The sequence below is a fragment of the Ruegeria sp. YTSA168 genome, assembly GCF_059610045.1.
This window is the reverse complement of record NZ_JBXWMW010000007.1, coordinates 96,543-111,761: the sequence shown is the minus strand read 5'-3', so window position 1 is coordinate 111,761 and position 15,219 is coordinate 96,543. Positions and strand designations below refer to the sequence as shown.

Genomic DNA, 15,219 nt, shown 5'->3' with positions numbered 1-15,219 from the left:
GCCGAAGTCAATATCTGTGAGACATGATTTGCGTGTGTGCTACTTGTGTCGCTAGGGCAGGGTTCAACGAGACAACCCGAAGGGTCCTACGTGTGGTGTTTGGTCTAGTATGGGGTCTTGGTCTTGTGTCGGGCAGGGGCCAACGGAAGTAATAAATGCCGTGTCTGGACAGTGAGAGGTACGCATACAGTTTCATTTTGTGTCACACCTGTGTGTCACACCGCTCTAATGCTTGCTATCTAGTTGTTCTGTTAGGTTTTGGTGGAGCCTAGGGGAGTCGAACCCCTGACCTCTTGCATGCCATGCAAGCGCTCTCCCAACTGAGCTAAGGCCCCATCTAGATACTGCCGCAGCAGTGGGCGGACGTTTATGAGACGGCGGCGGTGAGTGCAAGTCCAAAAATGGAAACGCGCCAAACTTTCCGTCAGCATTCTAGAGATGTCCCGAGGCCGCTTCTGGCCGCCTCGGGGCACAGATCAGTTTTCGTCTTCCGAAGACATATCCTTGATGTCATCCAACGACACGTCATCGTTGCTGTCATCGTCATCATCCAGCAGATCGTCGTCAAGATCCACATCAACGTCTTCGTCATCTTCCAGTACCAGATCGTCTTCGGACGCGTTCTCGCGCGCTTTGGCCGTTGCCGCATCTTCGGCATCAGCTGCGATCATCCGGCTTTTGCCGGTTACAAGTTCCACAACCTCGCCCGTGTAGGGGCTGACGATCGGGTCTTTATTCAGGTCATAAAACCGCTTACCGGTGGTCGGGCAAACGCGCTTTACACCCCATTCTTCCTTGGGCATGTCAAATCCCCTTGATATCAGGTGAGTCGTCTTAAAGATTCAGTTCACCTGCCACAGGCGGCGGGCACTGTCAAAGCCTTTGCGCGGAAGAGGTCGGTATATGGGAGAACATGCGTTGCCGGGTACGCCGCCTGTACCACTGACGTTGCGCAAATCGGCGCGGGCGCGGCGGATCAGCCTGCGGATTTCCCAATTGGATGGGCGGGTTACGCTAACTTATCCGCATGGCGTGCCCGAGACAGAGGCGCTGAGTTTCGCGCTCAGCAAAGAGGGCTGGATTCGACGGCATCTGGAAAGTCAACCCGACCCCGAACAAGTGCGCGTTGGCGGCATCATCCCGGTTGAAGGGCGCGAACGTCGAATCGTAGGCGCAACGGGCCGGCGGGTTTTGTTGAGCGAAAACGAAGTTGCTATTCCATCCGGGTCAGAAGGGCGCCGTCTGGCCCGGTTCTTGAAGGAACTTGCGCGGGATCGGCTGACCGAAGCTTGCGATGACTATGCCGCCATTCTGGGGCGCTCCTACAATAGCCTGACTCTGCGAGATACACGCTCGCGCTGGGGGTCGTGCAGTTCCGATGGGGGCTTGATGTTCTCGTGGCGGCTGATCCTCACGCCGCCCGAGGTTCTGCATTATGTCGCGGCGCATGAGGTGGCGCATCTGGTTGAGATGAACCATTCGCCCGCGTTCTGGGCGCAGGTCGATCGCATTTTTGGGCCCTATGACACACCGCGCCGCTGGTTGCGCGAGCATGGCGCGACCCTACATCGATACCGTTTTGATGCCGATGCGAGTTGACGCTGCGGTTTTTTGTGATCACAAGAGGCCATGTTAGCGACACGTCCCTCAGATTCTCAAATCGCAACGCATGATCGTGTGTACCGCGCCCTGCGGTCCCGAATCTTGCACGGAGAAATTTCGCCGGGTGAGGCGCTGACGCTGCGAGGGATTGGCAAAGAATTCGACGTTTCGATGACCCCCGCGCGCGAGGCTGTGCGGCGTTTGGCGGCTGAAGGTGCTTTGATCCTGTCTTCGTCGGGACGCGTGTCGACACCAGAGCTGACGAATGACCGGATCGAAGAGTTGGCGGCACTGCGGGCGTTGCTAGAGGTCGAACTGGCCAGCCGCGCCTTGCCGCGCGCGCATATCGCGCTGATCGACCGTTTGCATAGCATTAATATGACCGTTGCCGAGATGGTAACGAAGCGCGATGCTGTGGGATACATCCGGTCCAATCTGGAGTTTCACCGCACGCTTTACCTGAGGGCCCAAGCCCCCGCGATGTTGGCCATGGCTGAAACCGTATGGCTGCAGCTTGGCCCTACGATGCGTGCACTTTATGGCAGGCTGCGCCGTACAGAGCCGCCGCATTATCACAAGTTGATCATAGCCGCGCTCAAGGCCGGGGATGAGCCCGGTCTGCGCCTTGCCGTGCGTTCGGACGTGACACAGGGCTTACGATTGCTGGTCAGTTAGGCGATGAACCGCCGACCTGTCGAATTCGCACCTGACCCTTGCTGTCGTTCTGGTTTGCACGCGCGCTCTGCGCTAGGCTGAGGCAAATCACAAACAAGAGCAGATGTCAGACATGTTTAATCGACGGACCTTTTCTATCGGCCTTGGCGCGGCGGTGCTGGCGGGGTGCAGCAGCGGGGGGGCTCCGGCACGGGCGCCCGCATCACGCATGCAATCTGTCCCGAATGCAGGATATGACGCCTGGGTTGCTGGTTTCAAAACCCGAGCGTCTTCACAGGGTATCTCGCAATCCACCCTGAACCGCGCCTTTCAGGGGGCAGGTTATCTGCCCGGCGTGATCGAGCGTGATCGCAATCAGGTCGAGTTCAAACGCTCGCTCGAAGATTATCTGGCCATCGCCGCCTCGGATGAACGGATCAGCACCGGCCGACAGATGCTGCAGCGGTACAATGGCACACTTTCTCAGATCGAAGCACAGTATGGCGTCGACAAAGAAGTCGTGGTGGCCGTCTGGGGGCTTGAAAGCCGCTATGGCGCGCGGCGCGGGGATGTGCCGGTGATCTCGGCCACGTCCACGCTGGCCTATGACGGGCGGCGCGGTGCGTTCTTTGAAAAACAGCTGGTGGCAGCGCTGCGTATCATCCAGGAGGGCGATACCTCAGCCGCAAACATGACCGGCAGCTGGGCCGGGGCGATGGGCCATACACAGTTCATCCCGACTTCATATCTGGCCTATGCGGTTGATTTCACGGGTGACGGACGGCGCGATATCTGGTCCGAGGACCCGTCGGACTCTCTGGCCTCAACCGCGGCCTATCTGGCGCGTGCGGGTTGGGTGCGTGGGCAGCCTTGGGGTGGGGAGGTTGGCACCGTAACTGGCACGCCCAATGCAGTGATACAGCCACAGGTGCCAGGCCCCAAAATTGCGGTGTTCCGCAATTTCAACGTGATCAAGCGTTACAACAATTCGGACAGCTACGCGATTGGCGTCGGGCATTTATCCGATCGGATCGCCGGAGGGGCGCCGTTCCAAGCCTCGTTCGGGCCGGATGCAACGGGCCTGACTCTTGAGGATCGGAAGGAACTGCAACGCCGCCTGACAGCAGCCGGTTACGACACCCAAGGCGCCGATGGGGTGATCGGCAAGAATACCGAGGCCGCGATCAGCGGCTATCAGCGCGCCAGTGGCCTGCCCGTGACAGGCACGCCATCGGTCGAGCTATTGCGTCGTTTGGGTGGCTGACGGTTTAGGCCGCCAGCCCCTTTGAGCCAATATCCAGGAACTTCTGACGGCGGTCCTTGATCAGGGCCGCCGCATCTTTGCCATCCAGCTCTTTCAGCATGGCGGCAATGGCGTCGCGCACAGCTTCAACCGCCTCGGTGCGGCCCCGGTGGGCCCCGCCTTTGGGTTCGGGGATGATCCGGTCACATACGCCCAGCTTGTGCAGGTCTTGCGCGGTTAAGCGCAGCGCTTCGGCGGCCTCACGCATTTTCTCGGCATCTTTCCACAGGATCGAAGCGCAGCCTTCGGGTGAGATCACCGAATAGACCGAATGTTCCAACATCGCGACGCGGTTTGCAGTGGCAAAGGCCACGGCCCCGCCGGACCCACCTTCGCCGATGATGACCGAGACCAGCGGTACACCGATCTTCAGGCACATCTCGGTCGACCGGGCTATTGCCTCAGACTGACCGCGTTCTTCGGCCCCTTTGCCGGGATAGGCGCCCGCAGTGTCGATCAGGGTGATAACCGGCAGACCAAAGCGACCAGCCATTTCCATCAGGCGCACGGCTTTGCGATACCCTTCGGGGCGGGCCATACCGAAATTTCGCTCGATCCGCGATTTGGTATCCGAGCCCTTTTCATGGCCGATCACCATCACTGGCTGATCATTGAACCGGGCTAGCCCGCCAATCACGGCCAGATCGTCGGCAAAGTTCCGGTCCCCCGCCAAAGGCGTGAATTCGGTGAACAAGGCATCGACATAGTCGTTGCAATGGGGGCGTTCGGGATGACGCGCTACCTGGCATTTCCGCCAGGGGGTCAGATCCGCATACAGCTCTTCCAGCAGCTTGGCGGCCTTGGTATCCAGCGCGGCGGCTTCTTCGGCCACATCCATTTCTTCATTGGCGCGGGCCAGCGCGCGCAACTCTTCCGCTTTGCCTTCGATCTCGGCCAAGGGTTTTTCGAAATCCAGATACTGGGTCATGCCGCCTCACCTGCGTGAAATTTCCTAGCTATATGCCGTGTGGCTGCCCCGGATGCAACTCAGCAAGATTTGTGGTTCAAGAATATGCAAGTTCAGTCGGGCGAGGAAGAAAGGGAAGACACCAATGGTGACCCGCTACGAAGACCGAGTGCTGCGCGTTCTGACATATATTCATGACAACCCCGCAGGGGACCTGTCACTGGATGCGTTGGCCGATGTCGCCGCCATGTCGCGGTTCCACTGGCATCGCGTGTTTCGGGCCCTGACGGGCGAGACCTGCGCGCAGGCGGTGCGACGGTTGCGTTTGCATCGCGCCGCAACCTGGCTGTTGCAATCCGATAGGCCAGTGCCGCAGATCGCAGCCGAGATTGGGTATCCCAATCTCAAGTCTTTTACACGGGCCTTTTCTCAGGCCTATGGCAGCAGCCCTGCCGCGTTTCGCAAGACAGGCCAAGTTCTTCCGTCGCATCCACATCTCAAAACCGGAGAATATCCCATGTATCCTGTGACGACGCGAACAGAACCCACCCGCCGCATTATTGCTCTGCCTCACAAAGGCGCTTACTCCGAAATCGGTAGAAGTTTTGAAGCCTTCGGCGCCCTGTGCGAATCCCGACAATTGTGGCCCAAGATGGGCCCGGTGATCGGAATTTACCTGGATAACCCTGAAGCGGTGCCCTCGGATCAGCTGCGCAGTTACGCCGGCGCTGAATACCGCGGTGGTGAAACGCCCGAGGGTATGGAAGGCATGAACATCCCGGGTGGGAAAACGGCGGTACTGACGTTCAAAGGCCCGTATTCCGGCATTCATGCGGCCTATGACAGCCTGTTCGGAAATTGGCTTCCGACCTCGGGTGAGGAACCGGCGGATCAACCATGTTATGAGGTCTACCTCAACGATCCGCGTGAGACCGCACCCGAGGATTTGCTGACGGAAATCTGCCTGCCGTTGAAGTGATCAGTTAGGCCAAAGAACTGGATAGAGCGATGCAACCAGCAGCGCGGCCATCGTCCAGTTGAACACCACCAACCGGCGCGGATTCGTCAGGAACCGCGCCATTTGTTGCCCCAGTACCGTCCACGTGCTGACCGAGGGCAAGTTGACCGCCCCAAAAACAAGCGCGACGATGAGGATGACATTCAGAGTCTGGCCCGGCGCATAGGCGGTTGTGGCAGTCAGGGCCATTGCCCAAGCCTTTGGGTTGACCCATTGGAACGCGGCCGCTTGCATAAAGGTCATCGGCGTACCGACCTCGGCACTGTTCTCAGTTGGGGCTGCATGCGCGATCTTCCAGGCCAGGTACAGAAGATATACGACCGAGGCGATTTTCAGTATCGTGTAACTGATGGGATACTGATTGAACATTTGCACCAGGCCAGCGCCCACCAGCAGAACCATAAAGGTAAAGCCCAGACCAATCCCAAGCATATGCGGGATCGTCCGGCGAAATCCGAAATTCGCGCCCGACGCCATCAGCATCAGGTTATTCGGCCCCGGTGTGATTGAAGATACGAAAGCAAAGGCAATCAGGGCGAGCAGGATATCATAGGTCATGGGACGAATATTTGCGGCAATTTGCGCAAATGAAATTGCGTTCTTGTGCGTTATTGCCATAAATTCACAATGAATGGCGAAAATTGATCAAATAAACCGTGATATATTGCGTGAACTGACTGCGGATGGGCGCATTAGTAATCTGGAACTGGCGGATCGCGTTGGTCTGTCCCCCTCAGCCTGTTTGCGACGGGTACAGGAGCTTGAGAAGGCCGGGGTGATCTCGGGCTATCGCGCTGTCTTGAACCCGGTTGCGCTGGGCAAGGGCTTCGTCGCCTATATCGGCGTCGGATTGGGTGAACATACCAAAGCGGCCCAGGAAGGGTTCGAGCGTGCGCTGCAGCGTGCGCCCGAGGTTGTCGAATGTCACAACATCACTGGAACGATCGAATATCTGCTGCGTGTCGAGTGCGCCGACCTGCCATCTTACAAAACCTTCCATACCGAAGTGCTGGGCACGCTGCCGCACGTGACCTCGATCACCTCTTATGTGGTTATGGGGTCCCCCAAGGATCAGCGCGCCTGAGCCGTCAAAATGTGAAGACGTACACTCTTGCAGGGCTAAAACTCACATCTTAGTGTGGCCGCAATGACGTCGCAGACCCATCCATGTTGGCCAAACGCGGCGCATACAGGGAGTCTATGATGAAGATTTTACGAACCGGGGCGATTGCTGTTGCCGTGGCGATGATCGCCGGGTCTGTTGCGGCAGCACCGCTGAAGCTGCAACCCGCTAACCCTCAACCCAGCCCAAACTCGGGCCTTGATGTGAAATATGCCTGGGAAGGTAACCCGCCGCGCAAATTGCAGAGCCTGTCGAAAGCAGAGCAACTGCTGAAGAAAAGGGGTGAGCCCGGTACGCCATTGCTGGGCATGGATTACCGTGACACCACCGAAGGCGAACCGGTCCTGACGTTTAACGAAACCTACAATGTAGCCGCCGAAATCACTGGGTATCTCCGATTCGATTCCCCCGGTATCTACGAGTTAGAGACCTGGTCCAATGACGGTATCGACGCCTGGGTTGGTGGGCAGCAAATCGGTTATGTCAACGGCATCCAGAGTTGTGAGGCAAACCAGCGGACAGAGGTCGAAGTTCCAAGCGCTGGCTGGTACCCGCTTAAAATCACTTATTTTCAGAAAAAGGGTACGTCTTGCCTGATGATGAAATGGGGTAAGCAGGGCGAAAGGTTCACCTGGACGCCGGATGACGTATTTGGCCGATAGTCTAAAGATCTGTTGAAAAAAGGCGCCGCAATGGGCGCCTTTTTTTGAGTTTGTTCAGCCGTTTGCGGCGATCAGTTCGGCCTGTGCAACGATCACCTCAGCCTGCTTGATTGACGCGATGTCGACAAGACGGCCTTTGTAAACGGTCGCGCCTTCGCCATTGGCTTTGGCCTGCTCCATTGCGGCCAGAATCTCACGCGCTTCCGAGACGGCTTCGTCTGAGGGGGTGAACACCTCATTGGCCAGCGCGATCTGTTTGGGATGGATCGCCCATTTGCCGACCATCCCCAGAGTGGCGGACCGTTTGGCCTGCGCGATGTAGCCTTGGTCATCGCTGAAATCACCGAATGGTCCATCAACCGGCAGAACGCCGTGTGTGCGGCAGGCCGCGACGATGGCCGCCTGTGCCCAATGCCACGGATCGGACCAATGCTTCTCGCCTTCGCGCAGCATATAGTAGTTCTCTTGCGTGCCGCCGATCCCGGTGGTCTGCATCCCCATCGATGCTGCAAAATCTGCGGCCCCCAAGCTCATGGCCTGCATCCGAGGGGAGGATGCCGCGATCTCTTCGACATGGGCAATGCCTGCGGCGGATTCGATGATGACTTCGAATGAGATCGGCTTGGTCCGGCCCTTGGCGCGCTCGATGGCTGTGACCAGAGCGTCGACCGCATAAACGTCGGCGGCGCAGCCGACCTTGGGGATCATGATCTGATCCAATCGGTCATCGGCCTGCTCCAGAACATCCACCACATCGCGGTACCAATAGGGCGTGTCCAGTCCGTTGATCCGCACAGACATGTATTTGCCGCCCCAATCGATGGTATTCAGCGCCTCGATCACATTGGCGCGGGCGACGTCCTTATCAGAAGGCGCAACGGAGTCTTCGAGGTCCAGATTGATCACATCCGCAGCCGATGCGGCCATTTTGGGGAACAGTTTGGTGTTTGAGCCGGGGCCAAACAATTGACAGCGATTGGGCCGGGCCGGTGCGGCGGGTTGGATGCGAAAGCTCATCGGGACCTCGTGCGAGTAAGGAAATTACGATTTTTCTGTAAATTGAGGTATTAAATTACACGCGTTGGTGCAACCGTGATTTTGCGCCTGCGGCATTGCATGTGCAGAAACTGTTATTGTGGCATCCGAAATGGGTGATTAAAGTTTAATCACTTTAAAAAGATCGAAGATTCTTGCAGCTGAAAAGCACGTTGCGCAAAAAAATCGCGCGGTAACGTGGCAGGGTTGGTGAATACGCGAAACGCTCGTTCGCGGGCTTCTCTAGCTTAAGCCGGAATCAAAGGAGTGCACCGCAATGATCGAGACACCGTATCTGTTGTTTTTGGGCGATGCGCCCGACCAGTTGGCGGCCAAAGTGGCCATCGGTATCCGGGATTGGCGCCCGGAAAATGCAGTTGGCCAATTGCGTATGGTAGGCTGCGAGGCTGACCTCGGCCTGACGGATATGACGTTGGCCGAAGGCAAAGCCGCCGGGGCGAAAACGTTGGTGATCGGGGTTGCCAACCGGGGTGGCGTGATCAGCCAAGCCTGGAAAGAGGTCCTGATCGCAGCGCTGGAAATGGGTTATGATCTGGCATCGGGCCTGCATAACCTGTTGCGGGATGAGGGCGATCTGGTTGCCGCTGCGCAGACCCATGGGGGCACTTTGCACGATGTGCGGGTGCCGACCGTAGGATATCCGATCGCCAATGGCAAAAAGCGTATCGGCAAGCGCTGCCTTGCCGTTGGAACCGATTGTTCTGCGGGCAAGATGTACACGGCGATGTCGATGGATGCCGAGATGCGCAAGCGAGGCATGAAGTCCACATTCCGGGCCACTGGCCAAACCGGAATTTTGATCACTGGTCAGGGTGTTCCTCTGGACGCGGTTGTTGCAGATTTCATGGCGGGATCGGTGGAATACCTGACCCCCGAGAACGACCCTGATCATTGGGATCATATCGAAGGGCAGGGGTCTTTGTTCCACGTCTCTTATTCCGGTGTCACCATGGCGCTGATCCATGGCGGGCAGCCGGACGCTTTGATTTTGTGCCATGAACCGACCCGGACCCATATGCGTGGCCTGCCCGAGTATTCTCTGCCGACATTGCAGCAGCTACGCGACACAGCGTTGCCCTTGGCGCAGGTGGCAAACCCCGACTGTCAGGTGGCGGGTGTGTCGATCAACACACAGCATCTGAGCGAGGATGACGCGAAGGCATATATCGCAAAGGTTGAGGCAGAGTTGGGGCTTCCGGCCACTGACCCCTATCGCTTTGGTGCGGGCAAGCTGGTGGACGCGCTGGCTGCTTTGTGATCTGAACATCCCGCCAGTGGCTCCACACGTCTCTGGCGGGCGGTTTTTAAAAATGAAGGAGCTTCGCGTGCAGGTAGAGGTCTCTCGTGATGTGTTCCGACTGGCGCAGGTGTTCACCATCTCGCGCGGGTCGCGGACCGAGGCAAAGGTGCTGACGGTTCGAATTACGGACGGAACCCATCAGGGCTGGGGCGAATGTGTGCCCTACGCGCGCTACGATGAGTCGCTGGACTCGGTCGAAGCCGAGATCGCGGGTCTGCCTGCCGAGTTCACGCGTGAGACGTTGCTGGATTTGCTTCCAGCAGGGGCCGCGCGAAATGCTGTCGATTGCGCGCTGTGGGATCTGGAGTGCAAGCGCGTGGGTAAGCGGGCATGGGAATTGGCTGGTCTGCCGGTTCCGGGTCCTGAAATCACTGCCTATACACTTTCGCTGGCAACACCCGAAGCAATGCAGGCACAGGCGGCTGAGAATGCGCATCGTCCTTTGTTGAAGATCAAACTGGGCACGCCCGATGATATGCCCCGGCTCGAGGCCGTGCGGGCCGGCGCGCCGAAATCGACCATTATCATTGATGCCAACGAAGGCTGGTCCGCCGAGGTCTACGCCGACCTCGCGCCGCATCTGGTCCGGTTGGGTGTGGCGCTTGTAGAGCAGCCTTTGCCCGCAGGCGAAGATGATGCGCTGATCGGGATGAACAGGCCTGTGCCAGTTTGCGCAGATGAATCCTGCCATGATCGGGCCAGTTTGCCCGGACTGAAGGGCAAGTATGATGTGGTCAATATCAAGCTCGACAAAGCCGGGGGTTTGACTGAGGCACTAGCGCTGCGCGAGGCGGCTTTGGCCGAAGGCTACAAAATCATGGTGGGTTGTATGGTCGGCAGCTCTCTGGCCATGGCCCCTGCGACACTGTTGGCGCAGGGTGCAATGGTTACAGACCTTGACGGCCCGCTTCTGTTGGCCGAAGACCGCGACACACCGCTTACTTTTGATACCGCCGGAGTGCATCCGCCGAAAATGGGCCTCTGGGGCTGAGGAGACAACACATGACCCGCACTGTTTACGTGAATGGCGACTACCTGCCTGAGACCGAGGCCAAGGTGTCGATCTTCGATCGTGGGTTCCTGATGGCTGATGCAGTCTATGAGGTGACCAGTGTTCTAGACGGCAAGCTGATTGACTTCGAAGGTCACGCGGTGCGCCTGAAACGATCGCTGGACGAATTGCAGATGGCCGAGCCCTGCAGCAAGGACGAACTGCTGGAGATTCATCGTAAACTGGTGGAACTGAACGGTATCGAAGAAGGCCTGGTTTACCTGCAAGTTTCGCGCGGCAGTGACGGTGACCGGGATTTTGTGTTCCCGTCCGAGGATACAAAACCGACGCTGGTTCTATTCACGCAAAACAAGCCGGGTCTGGCAGATAGCCCTGCCTCGCGCAAAGGCGCCAAGATCATCTCGATTGATGACATCCGCTGGGGTCGTCGCGATATCAAGACCACGCAATTGCTGTACCCCTCGATGGGCAAGATGATGGCCAAGGCCGCTGGGTGTGATGATGCCTGGATGATCGAAGACGGTTATGTAACCGAGGGCACCAGCAACAACGCCTATTTCGTGAAGAACGGCAAGATCGTCACGCGTCCCTTGTCCAATGACATCCTGCACGGCATCACCCGCAAGGCTGTTCTGCGAATGGCGGCTGAGGCGCAGATGGAAGTTGAAGAACGCCTGTTCACCATTGATGAAGCCAAAGAGGCAGATGAGGCCTTTACCACCTCGGCCAGCGCTTTCGTCATGCCAGTGGTTGAGATCGACGGCGTCACTCTGGGCGACGGCACGCCGGGACGGATCGCCAAACGCTTGCGCGAGATTTATCTGGATGAAAGCCGCAAGGCTGCAATCTAATCACAAAGACCCGCCAATCCGGCGGGTCTTTCTCTAGGGGTGTCAGTCTTTTTTGCCCACATTCTCTTCGAAGGCCGTATTGAATGCGGCCTGTTTTTCCGGGCTGGCCTCGGTTTGGTAGTTGGCCTTCCATTCTTCCATGGTCATGCCGTAGAAAAGCTGACGGGCTTCGTCCTTGCCCATTTCGATGCCTTTTTCATTCGCCGCTTCCTGATACCAGCGTGACAGGCAGTTGCGACAGAACCCGGCCAGGTTCATCATGTCGATATTCTGAACGTCCGTGCGGTCTTCCATAAGGTGCTTTTGCAGCCGGCGGAATGCCGCAGCCTGAAGTTCGATTTCGGTTTGTTTGTCCATGGTCTGGCTCCGGGCAGTTGGGTGCGATGTGCATCTGACCTAACGGTCTGCGGGCGTCGTTTCAACAAGCTCTGTGTCAGGCCAGTTTCAAGGCCAGCCATGGGATGATGCAGAAAATCAGGGTCAGTATCTTGTAGTTGGCCAGATAGCGAAAATAGGCGCGTCTTACGTCAGGGCGTTCCATCTGGAACATGCGGCCATGAAATCCGGCTATCCAGTCCTGCATCAGAACGATCATAAGGGTTGAGAACAGCAATACCGCGATGTTGAGCAGCGCCATCCAACCAAAGACAGTTATCAGAAACTCCTGTGTCATGGTCACCTCCATCTGCCCTGAATATGGGGGCTAAATGGAGGTCTAACAATGACGTGGATCAAAGGTTGCTGGCCACCAAGGCGTCCTGCAGGATCACTGCCAAGCGCTCGGCCCAGGCCCGTTGCCCGGTGTGGTCTGCAATCAGGTCATTGCGCAGCTCGATCAGGGCGTTTGGCCGTTTATGGGCTGTCCCATGTTTATCAATTGCATCGCCGGTCAGAACGCCGGTGTAAGGTTCGTTTACACCAACGCACAGATCATCTTCTGATTTTAGCCGGTCGATCAGTGGGCGCGAAAACCGCTCATCCGGCGTGTGCAGAACACCGACATGCCAGGGGCGCGGCTCGCGTCCCCTGAGTTGTCGGGTGAACGAATGCATCGAGATGATAATTGCATCCGGTTTATTGACCAGCATTTTAAGCGCATCGTGATACGGGCGATAGCACTGGTTCAAACGCCGTTCCCGCTCGGCCTTGTCTGCATCACGATTGCCGGGAATGATTGAGCCGTCATAGAGTTTCATCAAAAGGGTCGGATCATCCTCACCCCGGTTGGGGTCGATCACCAGCCGCGAAAAATTTGCCGCGATGACCGGGGCGTTCAGATGTTCTCCCAGATGCTTTGACACTTCATAGGCACCGACGTCATAGGCGATGTGACGCTCCATGTCTTCTCTTGGAAGGCCCAAGTCTCCGCCATTGATCTCAGGCGGAACAGTGTTGGTTGCGTGGTCGCAGGTGATCAGCCAGCGGGAGGAGCGATCCTCGCCGTGCACAAAGTAAGGAGAATACGTCATAAGCCTGTCATCAAGTTTGCCGCAGGTGTAGGGCAGTTGCTTCGAAAAGGGAATTGCGCAATAAGCATCCCGGCAACTGTTTGCGGTAACATTTTGTGACTGCCGAGGGACGAGGAGAGCACAAGCAATGCGACGCCTTAGAAATGTAAAAATCGTGGCGACGCTGGGACCGGCGTCTAATGACTATGACACCATCCGCGCTTTGCACGAGGCCGGGGCGGATGTGTTTCGCCTGAACATGAGCCATGGCAGCCATGATGAGATTCGCGAACGGCACCGGATTATACGGCAGGTGGAAAAGGACCTGGACAGCCCGATTGCAATTCTTGCGGACCTGCAGGGCCCCAAGCTGCGGGTTGGTGTGTTTGCCAATGACGCCGAGGAACTGATTGAAGGGGCATCCTTCCGTCTGGATCTTGACCCTGCCGCAGGGGATGGCGCACGCGTTTGTCTGCCGCATCCCGAGATTTTCGCGGCGTTGGAGCCCGGTGCACATCTTCTGGTCAATGACGGTAAGATCCGACTGATCGTCGATGAATGCGGTCAGGATTTCGCGAATTGCACCGTTGAAATCGGCGGTACGATTTCGAACCGCAAGGGCGTGAACGTTCCGGACGTCGTGCTGCCTGTTGCGGCTTTGTCGGCCAAGGATCGGGATGATCTTGAGTTTGTCTGCCAGTTGGGCGTCGATTGGCTGGCGCTGAGCTTTGTACAGCGGGCCAAGGACGTGTTCGAGGCCCGCGCGCTGGCCGATGGCCGCGCCGCGATTCTGTCGAAGATCGAAAAGCCTGCTGCGGTTGAAGCCTTTGATGACATTTTAGATGCCTCGGACGGCATTATGGTCGCTCGCGGTGATCTGGGTGTGGAACTGCCCGTTTCTGCGGTGCCACCGATCCAGAAGCGTCTGGTACGTAAATGCCGTGGGGCAGCCAAGCCTGTGATCGTGGCGACCCAGATGCTGGAAAGCATGATCGAAAGCCCGATGCCAACACGGGCCGAGGTGTCCGACGTGGCCACCGCCATCTATGAGGGCACGGATGCCATCATGCTCAGCGCGGAATCTGCTGCGGGCTCTTATCCGATTGAGGCTGTGCAAACCATGAACAAGGTCGCTATCGAGGTCGAAGCTGACCCGACCTATACGCAAATCATTGCCGCCTCTCGCACCGCAAAGGGCACTACCGTGGCCGATGGGATTGTTGCTGCCGCCCGTGAGATTGCTGAAAAGACAGATATCAAAGCAATCTGCTGTTTTACGCAAAGTGGTACGACGGCTTCGTTGACGGCGCGGGAACGGCCTGGTGTGCCGATTATCGCGATGACGTCGCTGATGGGGACGGCGCGCCGGTTGTGCCTGAGCTGGGGTTGTAACTGCGTCATGACGCCCGAGTTGGAGCGTTTCAAAAGCGCGGTGGTCAATGCAGCTCGTGCGGCCCGCGCCGGTGGGTTTGCCTCTGCGACTGACCAGATCGTGGTGACCGCAGGCGTGCCATTCAACGTGCCAGGCACCACCAACATCTTGCGCGTGGCACCCTGCGACGAACGCCTGATCTACAGCACTGATCCCGAATAGCGGGGCACATCAATTGCTTCAAATCGGCCTGCTCTGCGTTGCGGGGTGGGCCGTTTTTCCAAGAATCTCCTGATTTCTAAGCGAATTTTGTCCGTTTAGGGCGAAACTTGCAGATTGTATTTCATTTTCCGGTGGAAATTCCCGATAAAGGCCCTAGGGCGATCACTCAACAAGTTCCAGGTTCCGGTCGCCCGCCGGGGGCACGGGCCCCGGATAACAACCATAAATGGAGGAACGAAATGACAAACAAAATTGTCATCGGACTGGATGGGACAGAGACCGGAGAACGCGCGCTCACCTTCGCCAAGGAATTGGCCAAAGTGATTGGTAGCTGCGAGCTTCTGGTGGCCTATGTCATCGAATGGTCGCCCTACACATTCCAGACCCCAGAAGAAAATGCCCAACGTCACAAACGGCGCGAGGAGGAGCTTGAACTGGCGACAACGCGCATTGTCACCCCTGCGGTGGACGGTCTGAAAGCAGCAGGCTTCACAGCTCAAGGCGTGGTGCGTCACGGGGACGTGGCAGAAACGCTGAATGCGATCACGGTTGAAAACAACGGGTCGCAGATTGTGGTTGGCCGATCCTCGGCCGACGGTATCAAAAAGCGTATCTTTGGCAGCTCGACGCAGAATCTGGTGATGCATGCCGACGTGCCGGTCACAGTTGTGAATTGAGGGGGCAGAACA

18 protein-coding genes and 1 tRNA gene are annotated in these 15,219 nt (G+C 57.6%); 11 read left to right on the top strand and 8 right to left on the bottom strand.

Going from position 1 to position 15,219, the window contains the following annotated elements; genetic code table 11:
- Positions 1 to 259: 259 nt before the first annotated feature.
- Together AC2FFE_RS14100 and AC2FFE_RS14095 are read right to left on the bottom strand one after the other, a co-directional pair.
- Positions 260 to 335 (bottom strand) — tRNA-Ala (locus AC2FFE_RS14100).
- A 141-nt stretch (positions 336 to 476) separates the two neighbouring features.
- Positions 477 to 803 carry a TIGR02300 family protein gene (locus AC2FFE_RS14095; RefSeq protein ID WP_496819799.1) on the bottom strand — a complete coding sequence of 109 codons (327 nt, stop codon included), beginning with the start codon at positions 801 to 803 and terminating at the stop codon, positions 477 to 479.
- A gap of 100 nt (positions 804 to 903) precedes the next feature.
- Between AC2FFE_RS14095 and AC2FFE_RS14090 the strand changes: the two genes are divergently transcribed.
- From AC2FFE_RS14090 to AC2FFE_RS14080, 3 genes are all read left to right on the top strand, one after another.
- Positions 904 to 1,599, top strand: a complete 696-nt coding sequence (locus AC2FFE_RS14090; RefSeq protein WP_496819800.1) for a M48 family metallopeptidase — start codon at positions 904 to 906, stop codon at positions 1,597 to 1,599.
- A 30-nt stretch (positions 1,600 to 1,629) separates the two neighbouring features.
- Positions 1,630 to 2,277 carry a GntR family transcriptional regulator gene (locus tag AC2FFE_RS14085; protein WP_496819801.1) on the top strand — a complete coding sequence of 216 codons (648 nt, stop codon included), beginning with the start codon at positions 1,630 to 1,632 and terminating at the stop codon, positions 2,275 to 2,277.
- 112 nt (positions 2,278 to 2,389) lie between these two features.
- Positions 2,390 to 3,520 carry a lytic murein transglycosylase gene (locus AC2FFE_RS14080; protein WP_496819802.1) on the top strand — a complete coding sequence of 377 codons (1,131 nt, stop codon included), beginning with the start codon at positions 2,390 to 2,392 and terminating at the stop codon, positions 3,518 to 3,520.
- A gap of 4 nt (positions 3,521 to 3,524) precedes the next feature.
- Here the strand turns inward: AC2FFE_RS14080 and AC2FFE_RS14075 are convergent, their stop codons facing one another.
- Positions 3,525 to 4,487, bottom strand: coding sequence for an acetyl-CoA carboxylase carboxyltransferase subunit alpha (locus AC2FFE_RS14075; RefSeq protein WP_496819803.1), 963 nt, complete (start codon positions 4,485 to 4,487; stop codon positions 3,525 to 3,527).
- Between the two features lie 124 nt (positions 4,488 to 4,611).
- Between AC2FFE_RS14075 and AC2FFE_RS14070 the strand changes: the two genes are divergently transcribed.
- Complete coding sequence (locus tag AC2FFE_RS14070) at positions 4,612 to 5,445, top strand: AraC family transcriptional regulator (protein ID WP_496819805.1); 834 nt, start codon at positions 4,612 to 4,614, stop codon at positions 5,443 to 5,445.
- Here the strand turns inward: AC2FFE_RS14070 and AC2FFE_RS14065 are convergent, their stop codons facing one another.
- Positions 5,446 to 6,042, bottom strand: coding sequence for a LysE family translocator (locus AC2FFE_RS14065; protein ID WP_496819806.1), 597 nt, complete (start codon positions 6,040 to 6,042; stop codon positions 5,446 to 5,448).
- A 73-nt stretch (positions 6,043 to 6,115) separates the two neighbouring features.
- Between AC2FFE_RS14065 and AC2FFE_RS14060 the strand changes: the two genes are divergently transcribed.
- A complete protein-coding gene (locus AC2FFE_RS14060) occupies positions 6,116 to 6,568 on the top strand; it encodes an Lrp/AsnC family transcriptional regulator (protein ID WP_353013236.1) in 453 nt (150 codons plus the stop codon).
- A gap of 119 nt (positions 6,569 to 6,687) precedes the next feature.
- Positions 6,688 to 7,269 (top strand): PA14 domain-containing protein, encoded by a 582-nt coding sequence (locus AC2FFE_RS14055; protein ID WP_496819807.1) that lies wholly within the window; start codon positions 6,688 to 6,690, stop codon positions 7,267 to 7,269.
- Between the two features lie 54 nt (positions 7,270 to 7,323).
- Here AC2FFE_RS14055 and AC2FFE_RS14050 read toward each other — a convergent pair whose 3' ends face one another.
- Positions 7,324 to 8,286, bottom strand: coding sequence for an L-malyl-CoA/beta-methylmalyl-CoA lyase (locus tag AC2FFE_RS14050; protein WP_496819808.1), 963 nt, complete (start codon positions 8,284 to 8,286; stop codon positions 7,324 to 7,326).
- Positions 8,287 to 8,581: 295 nt separating this feature from the next.
- Here AC2FFE_RS14050 and dgcN point away from each other — a divergent pair, with 295 nt between their 5' ends.
- The 3 genes from dgcN to AC2FFE_RS14035 are packed head-to-tail and all read left to right on the top strand — an operon-like array spanning position 8,582 to position 11,488.
- The gene (gene dgcN, locus AC2FFE_RS14045) at positions 8,582 to 9,583 is read left to right on the top strand and encodes an N-acetyltransferase DgcN (RefSeq protein ID WP_496819809.1); all 1,002 of its coding nucleotides are present in this window, start codon (positions 8,582 to 8,584) and stop codon (positions 9,581 to 9,583) included.
- Positions 9,584 to 9,635: 52 nt separating this feature from the next.
- Positions 9,636 to 10,616, top strand: coding sequence for an N-acetyl-D-Glu racemase DgcA (gene dgcA, locus AC2FFE_RS14040; RefSeq protein WP_496846936.1), 981 nt, complete (start codon positions 9,636 to 9,638; stop codon positions 10,614 to 10,616).
- An 11-nt stretch (positions 10,617 to 10,627) separates the two neighbouring features.
- On the top strand, positions 10,628 to 11,488 hold the full coding sequence (locus AC2FFE_RS14035; RefSeq protein WP_496846935.1) for a D-amino-acid transaminase: 861 nt from the start codon (positions 10,628 to 10,630) through the stop codon (positions 11,486 to 11,488).
- Between the two features lie 42 nt (positions 11,489 to 11,530).
- Here the strand turns inward: AC2FFE_RS14035 and AC2FFE_RS14030 are convergent, their stop codons facing one another.
- The 3 genes from AC2FFE_RS14030 to AC2FFE_RS14020 form a co-directional block, all read right to left on the bottom strand.
- Complete coding sequence (locus tag AC2FFE_RS14030; protein ID WP_496846934.1) at positions 11,531 to 11,845, bottom strand: DUF1244 domain-containing protein; 315 nt, start codon at positions 11,843 to 11,845, stop codon at positions 11,531 to 11,533.
- Between the two features lie 76 nt (positions 11,846 to 11,921).
- A complete protein-coding gene (locus tag AC2FFE_RS14025) occupies positions 11,922 to 12,161 on the bottom strand; it encodes a DUF6868 family protein (protein ID WP_496846933.1) in 240 nt (79 codons plus the stop codon).
- A gap of 58 nt (positions 12,162 to 12,219) precedes the next feature.
- The gene (locus AC2FFE_RS14020; RefSeq protein ID WP_496846932.1) at positions 12,220 to 12,957 is read right to left on the bottom strand and encodes an N-formylglutamate amidohydrolase; all 738 of its coding nucleotides are present in this window, start codon (positions 12,955 to 12,957) and stop codon (positions 12,220 to 12,222) included.
- 127 nt (positions 12,958 to 13,084) lie between these two features.
- Between AC2FFE_RS14020 and pyk the strand changes: the two genes are divergently transcribed.
- Positions 13,085 to 14,530 carry a pyruvate kinase gene (pyk, locus tag AC2FFE_RS14015; RefSeq protein ID WP_496819815.1) on the top strand — a complete coding sequence of 482 codons (1,446 nt, stop codon included), beginning with the start codon at positions 13,085 to 13,087 and terminating at the stop codon, positions 14,528 to 14,530.
- Positions 14,531 to 14,769: 239 nt separating this feature from the next.
- A complete protein-coding gene (locus AC2FFE_RS14010) occupies positions 14,770 to 15,207 on the top strand; it encodes a universal stress protein (protein WP_496819817.1) in 438 nt (145 codons plus the stop codon).
- Positions 15,208 to 15,219 lie beyond the last annotated feature (12 nt).

Excerpts from the sequence above, each read along its gene's own strand:
- AC2FFE_RS14095 (WP_496819799.1), bottom strand. The coding sequence starts at position 803 with ATGCCCAAGGAAGAATGGGGTGTAAAGCGCGTTTGCCCGACCACCGGT.
- AC2FFE_RS14090 (WP_496819800.1), top strand. The coding sequence starts at position 904 with ATGGGAGAACATGCGTTGCCGGGTACGCCGCCTGTACCACTGACGTTG.
- AC2FFE_RS14085 (WP_496819801.1), top strand. The coding sequence starts at position 1,630 with ATGTTAGCGACACGTCCCTCAGATTCTCAAATCGCAACGCATGATCGT.
- AC2FFE_RS14080 (WP_496819802.1), top strand. The coding sequence starts at position 2,390 with ATGTTTAATCGACGGACCTTTTCTATCGGCCTTGGCGCGGCGGTGCTG.
- AC2FFE_RS14075 (WP_496819803.1), bottom strand. The coding sequence starts at position 4,487 with ATGACCCAGTATCTGGATTTCGAAAAACCCTTGGCCGAGATCGAAGGC.
- AC2FFE_RS14070 (WP_496819805.1), top strand. The coding sequence starts at position 4,612 with ATGGTGACCCGCTACGAAGACCGAGTGCTGCGCGTTCTGACATATATT.
- AC2FFE_RS14065 (WP_496819806.1), bottom strand. The coding sequence starts at position 6,042 with ATGACCTATGATATCCTGCTCGCCCTGATTGCCTTTGCTTTCGTATCT.
- AC2FFE_RS14060 (WP_353013236.1), top strand. The coding sequence starts at position 6,116 with ATGGCGAAAATTGATCAAATAAACCGTGATATATTGCGTGAACTGACT.
- AC2FFE_RS14055 (WP_496819807.1), top strand. The coding sequence starts at position 6,688 with ATGAAGATTTTACGAACCGGGGCGATTGCTGTTGCCGTGGCGATGATC.
- AC2FFE_RS14050 (WP_496819808.1), bottom strand. The coding sequence starts at position 8,286 with ATGAGCTTTCGCATCCAACCCGCCGCACCGGCCCGGCCCAATCGCTGT.
- dgcN (WP_496819809.1), top strand. The coding sequence starts at position 8,582 with ATGATCGAGACACCGTATCTGTTGTTTTTGGGCGATGCGCCCGACCAG.
- dgcA (WP_496846936.1), top strand. The coding sequence starts at position 9,636 with ATGAAGGAGCTTCGCGTGCAGGTAGAGGTCTCTCGTGATGTGTTCCGA.
- AC2FFE_RS14035 (WP_496846935.1), top strand. The coding sequence starts at position 10,628 with ATGACCCGCACTGTTTACGTGAATGGCGACTACCTGCCTGAGACCGAG.
- AC2FFE_RS14030 (WP_496846934.1), bottom strand. The coding sequence starts at position 11,845 with ATGGACAAACAAACCGAAATCGAACTTCAGGCTGCGGCATTCCGCCGG.
- AC2FFE_RS14025 (WP_496846933.1), bottom strand. The coding sequence starts at position 12,161 with ATGACACAGGAGTTTCTGATAACTGTCTTTGGTTGGATGGCGCTGCTC.
- AC2FFE_RS14020 (WP_496846932.1), bottom strand. The coding sequence starts at position 12,957 with ATGACGTATTCTCCTTACTTTGTGCACGGCGAGGATCGCTCCTCCCGC.
- pyk (WP_496819815.1), top strand. The coding sequence starts at position 13,085 with ATGCGACGCCTTAGAAATGTAAAAATCGTGGCGACGCTGGGACCGGCG.
- AC2FFE_RS14010 (WP_496819817.1), top strand. The coding sequence starts at position 14,770 with ATGACAAACAAAATTGTCATCGGACTGGATGGGACAGAGACCGGAGAA.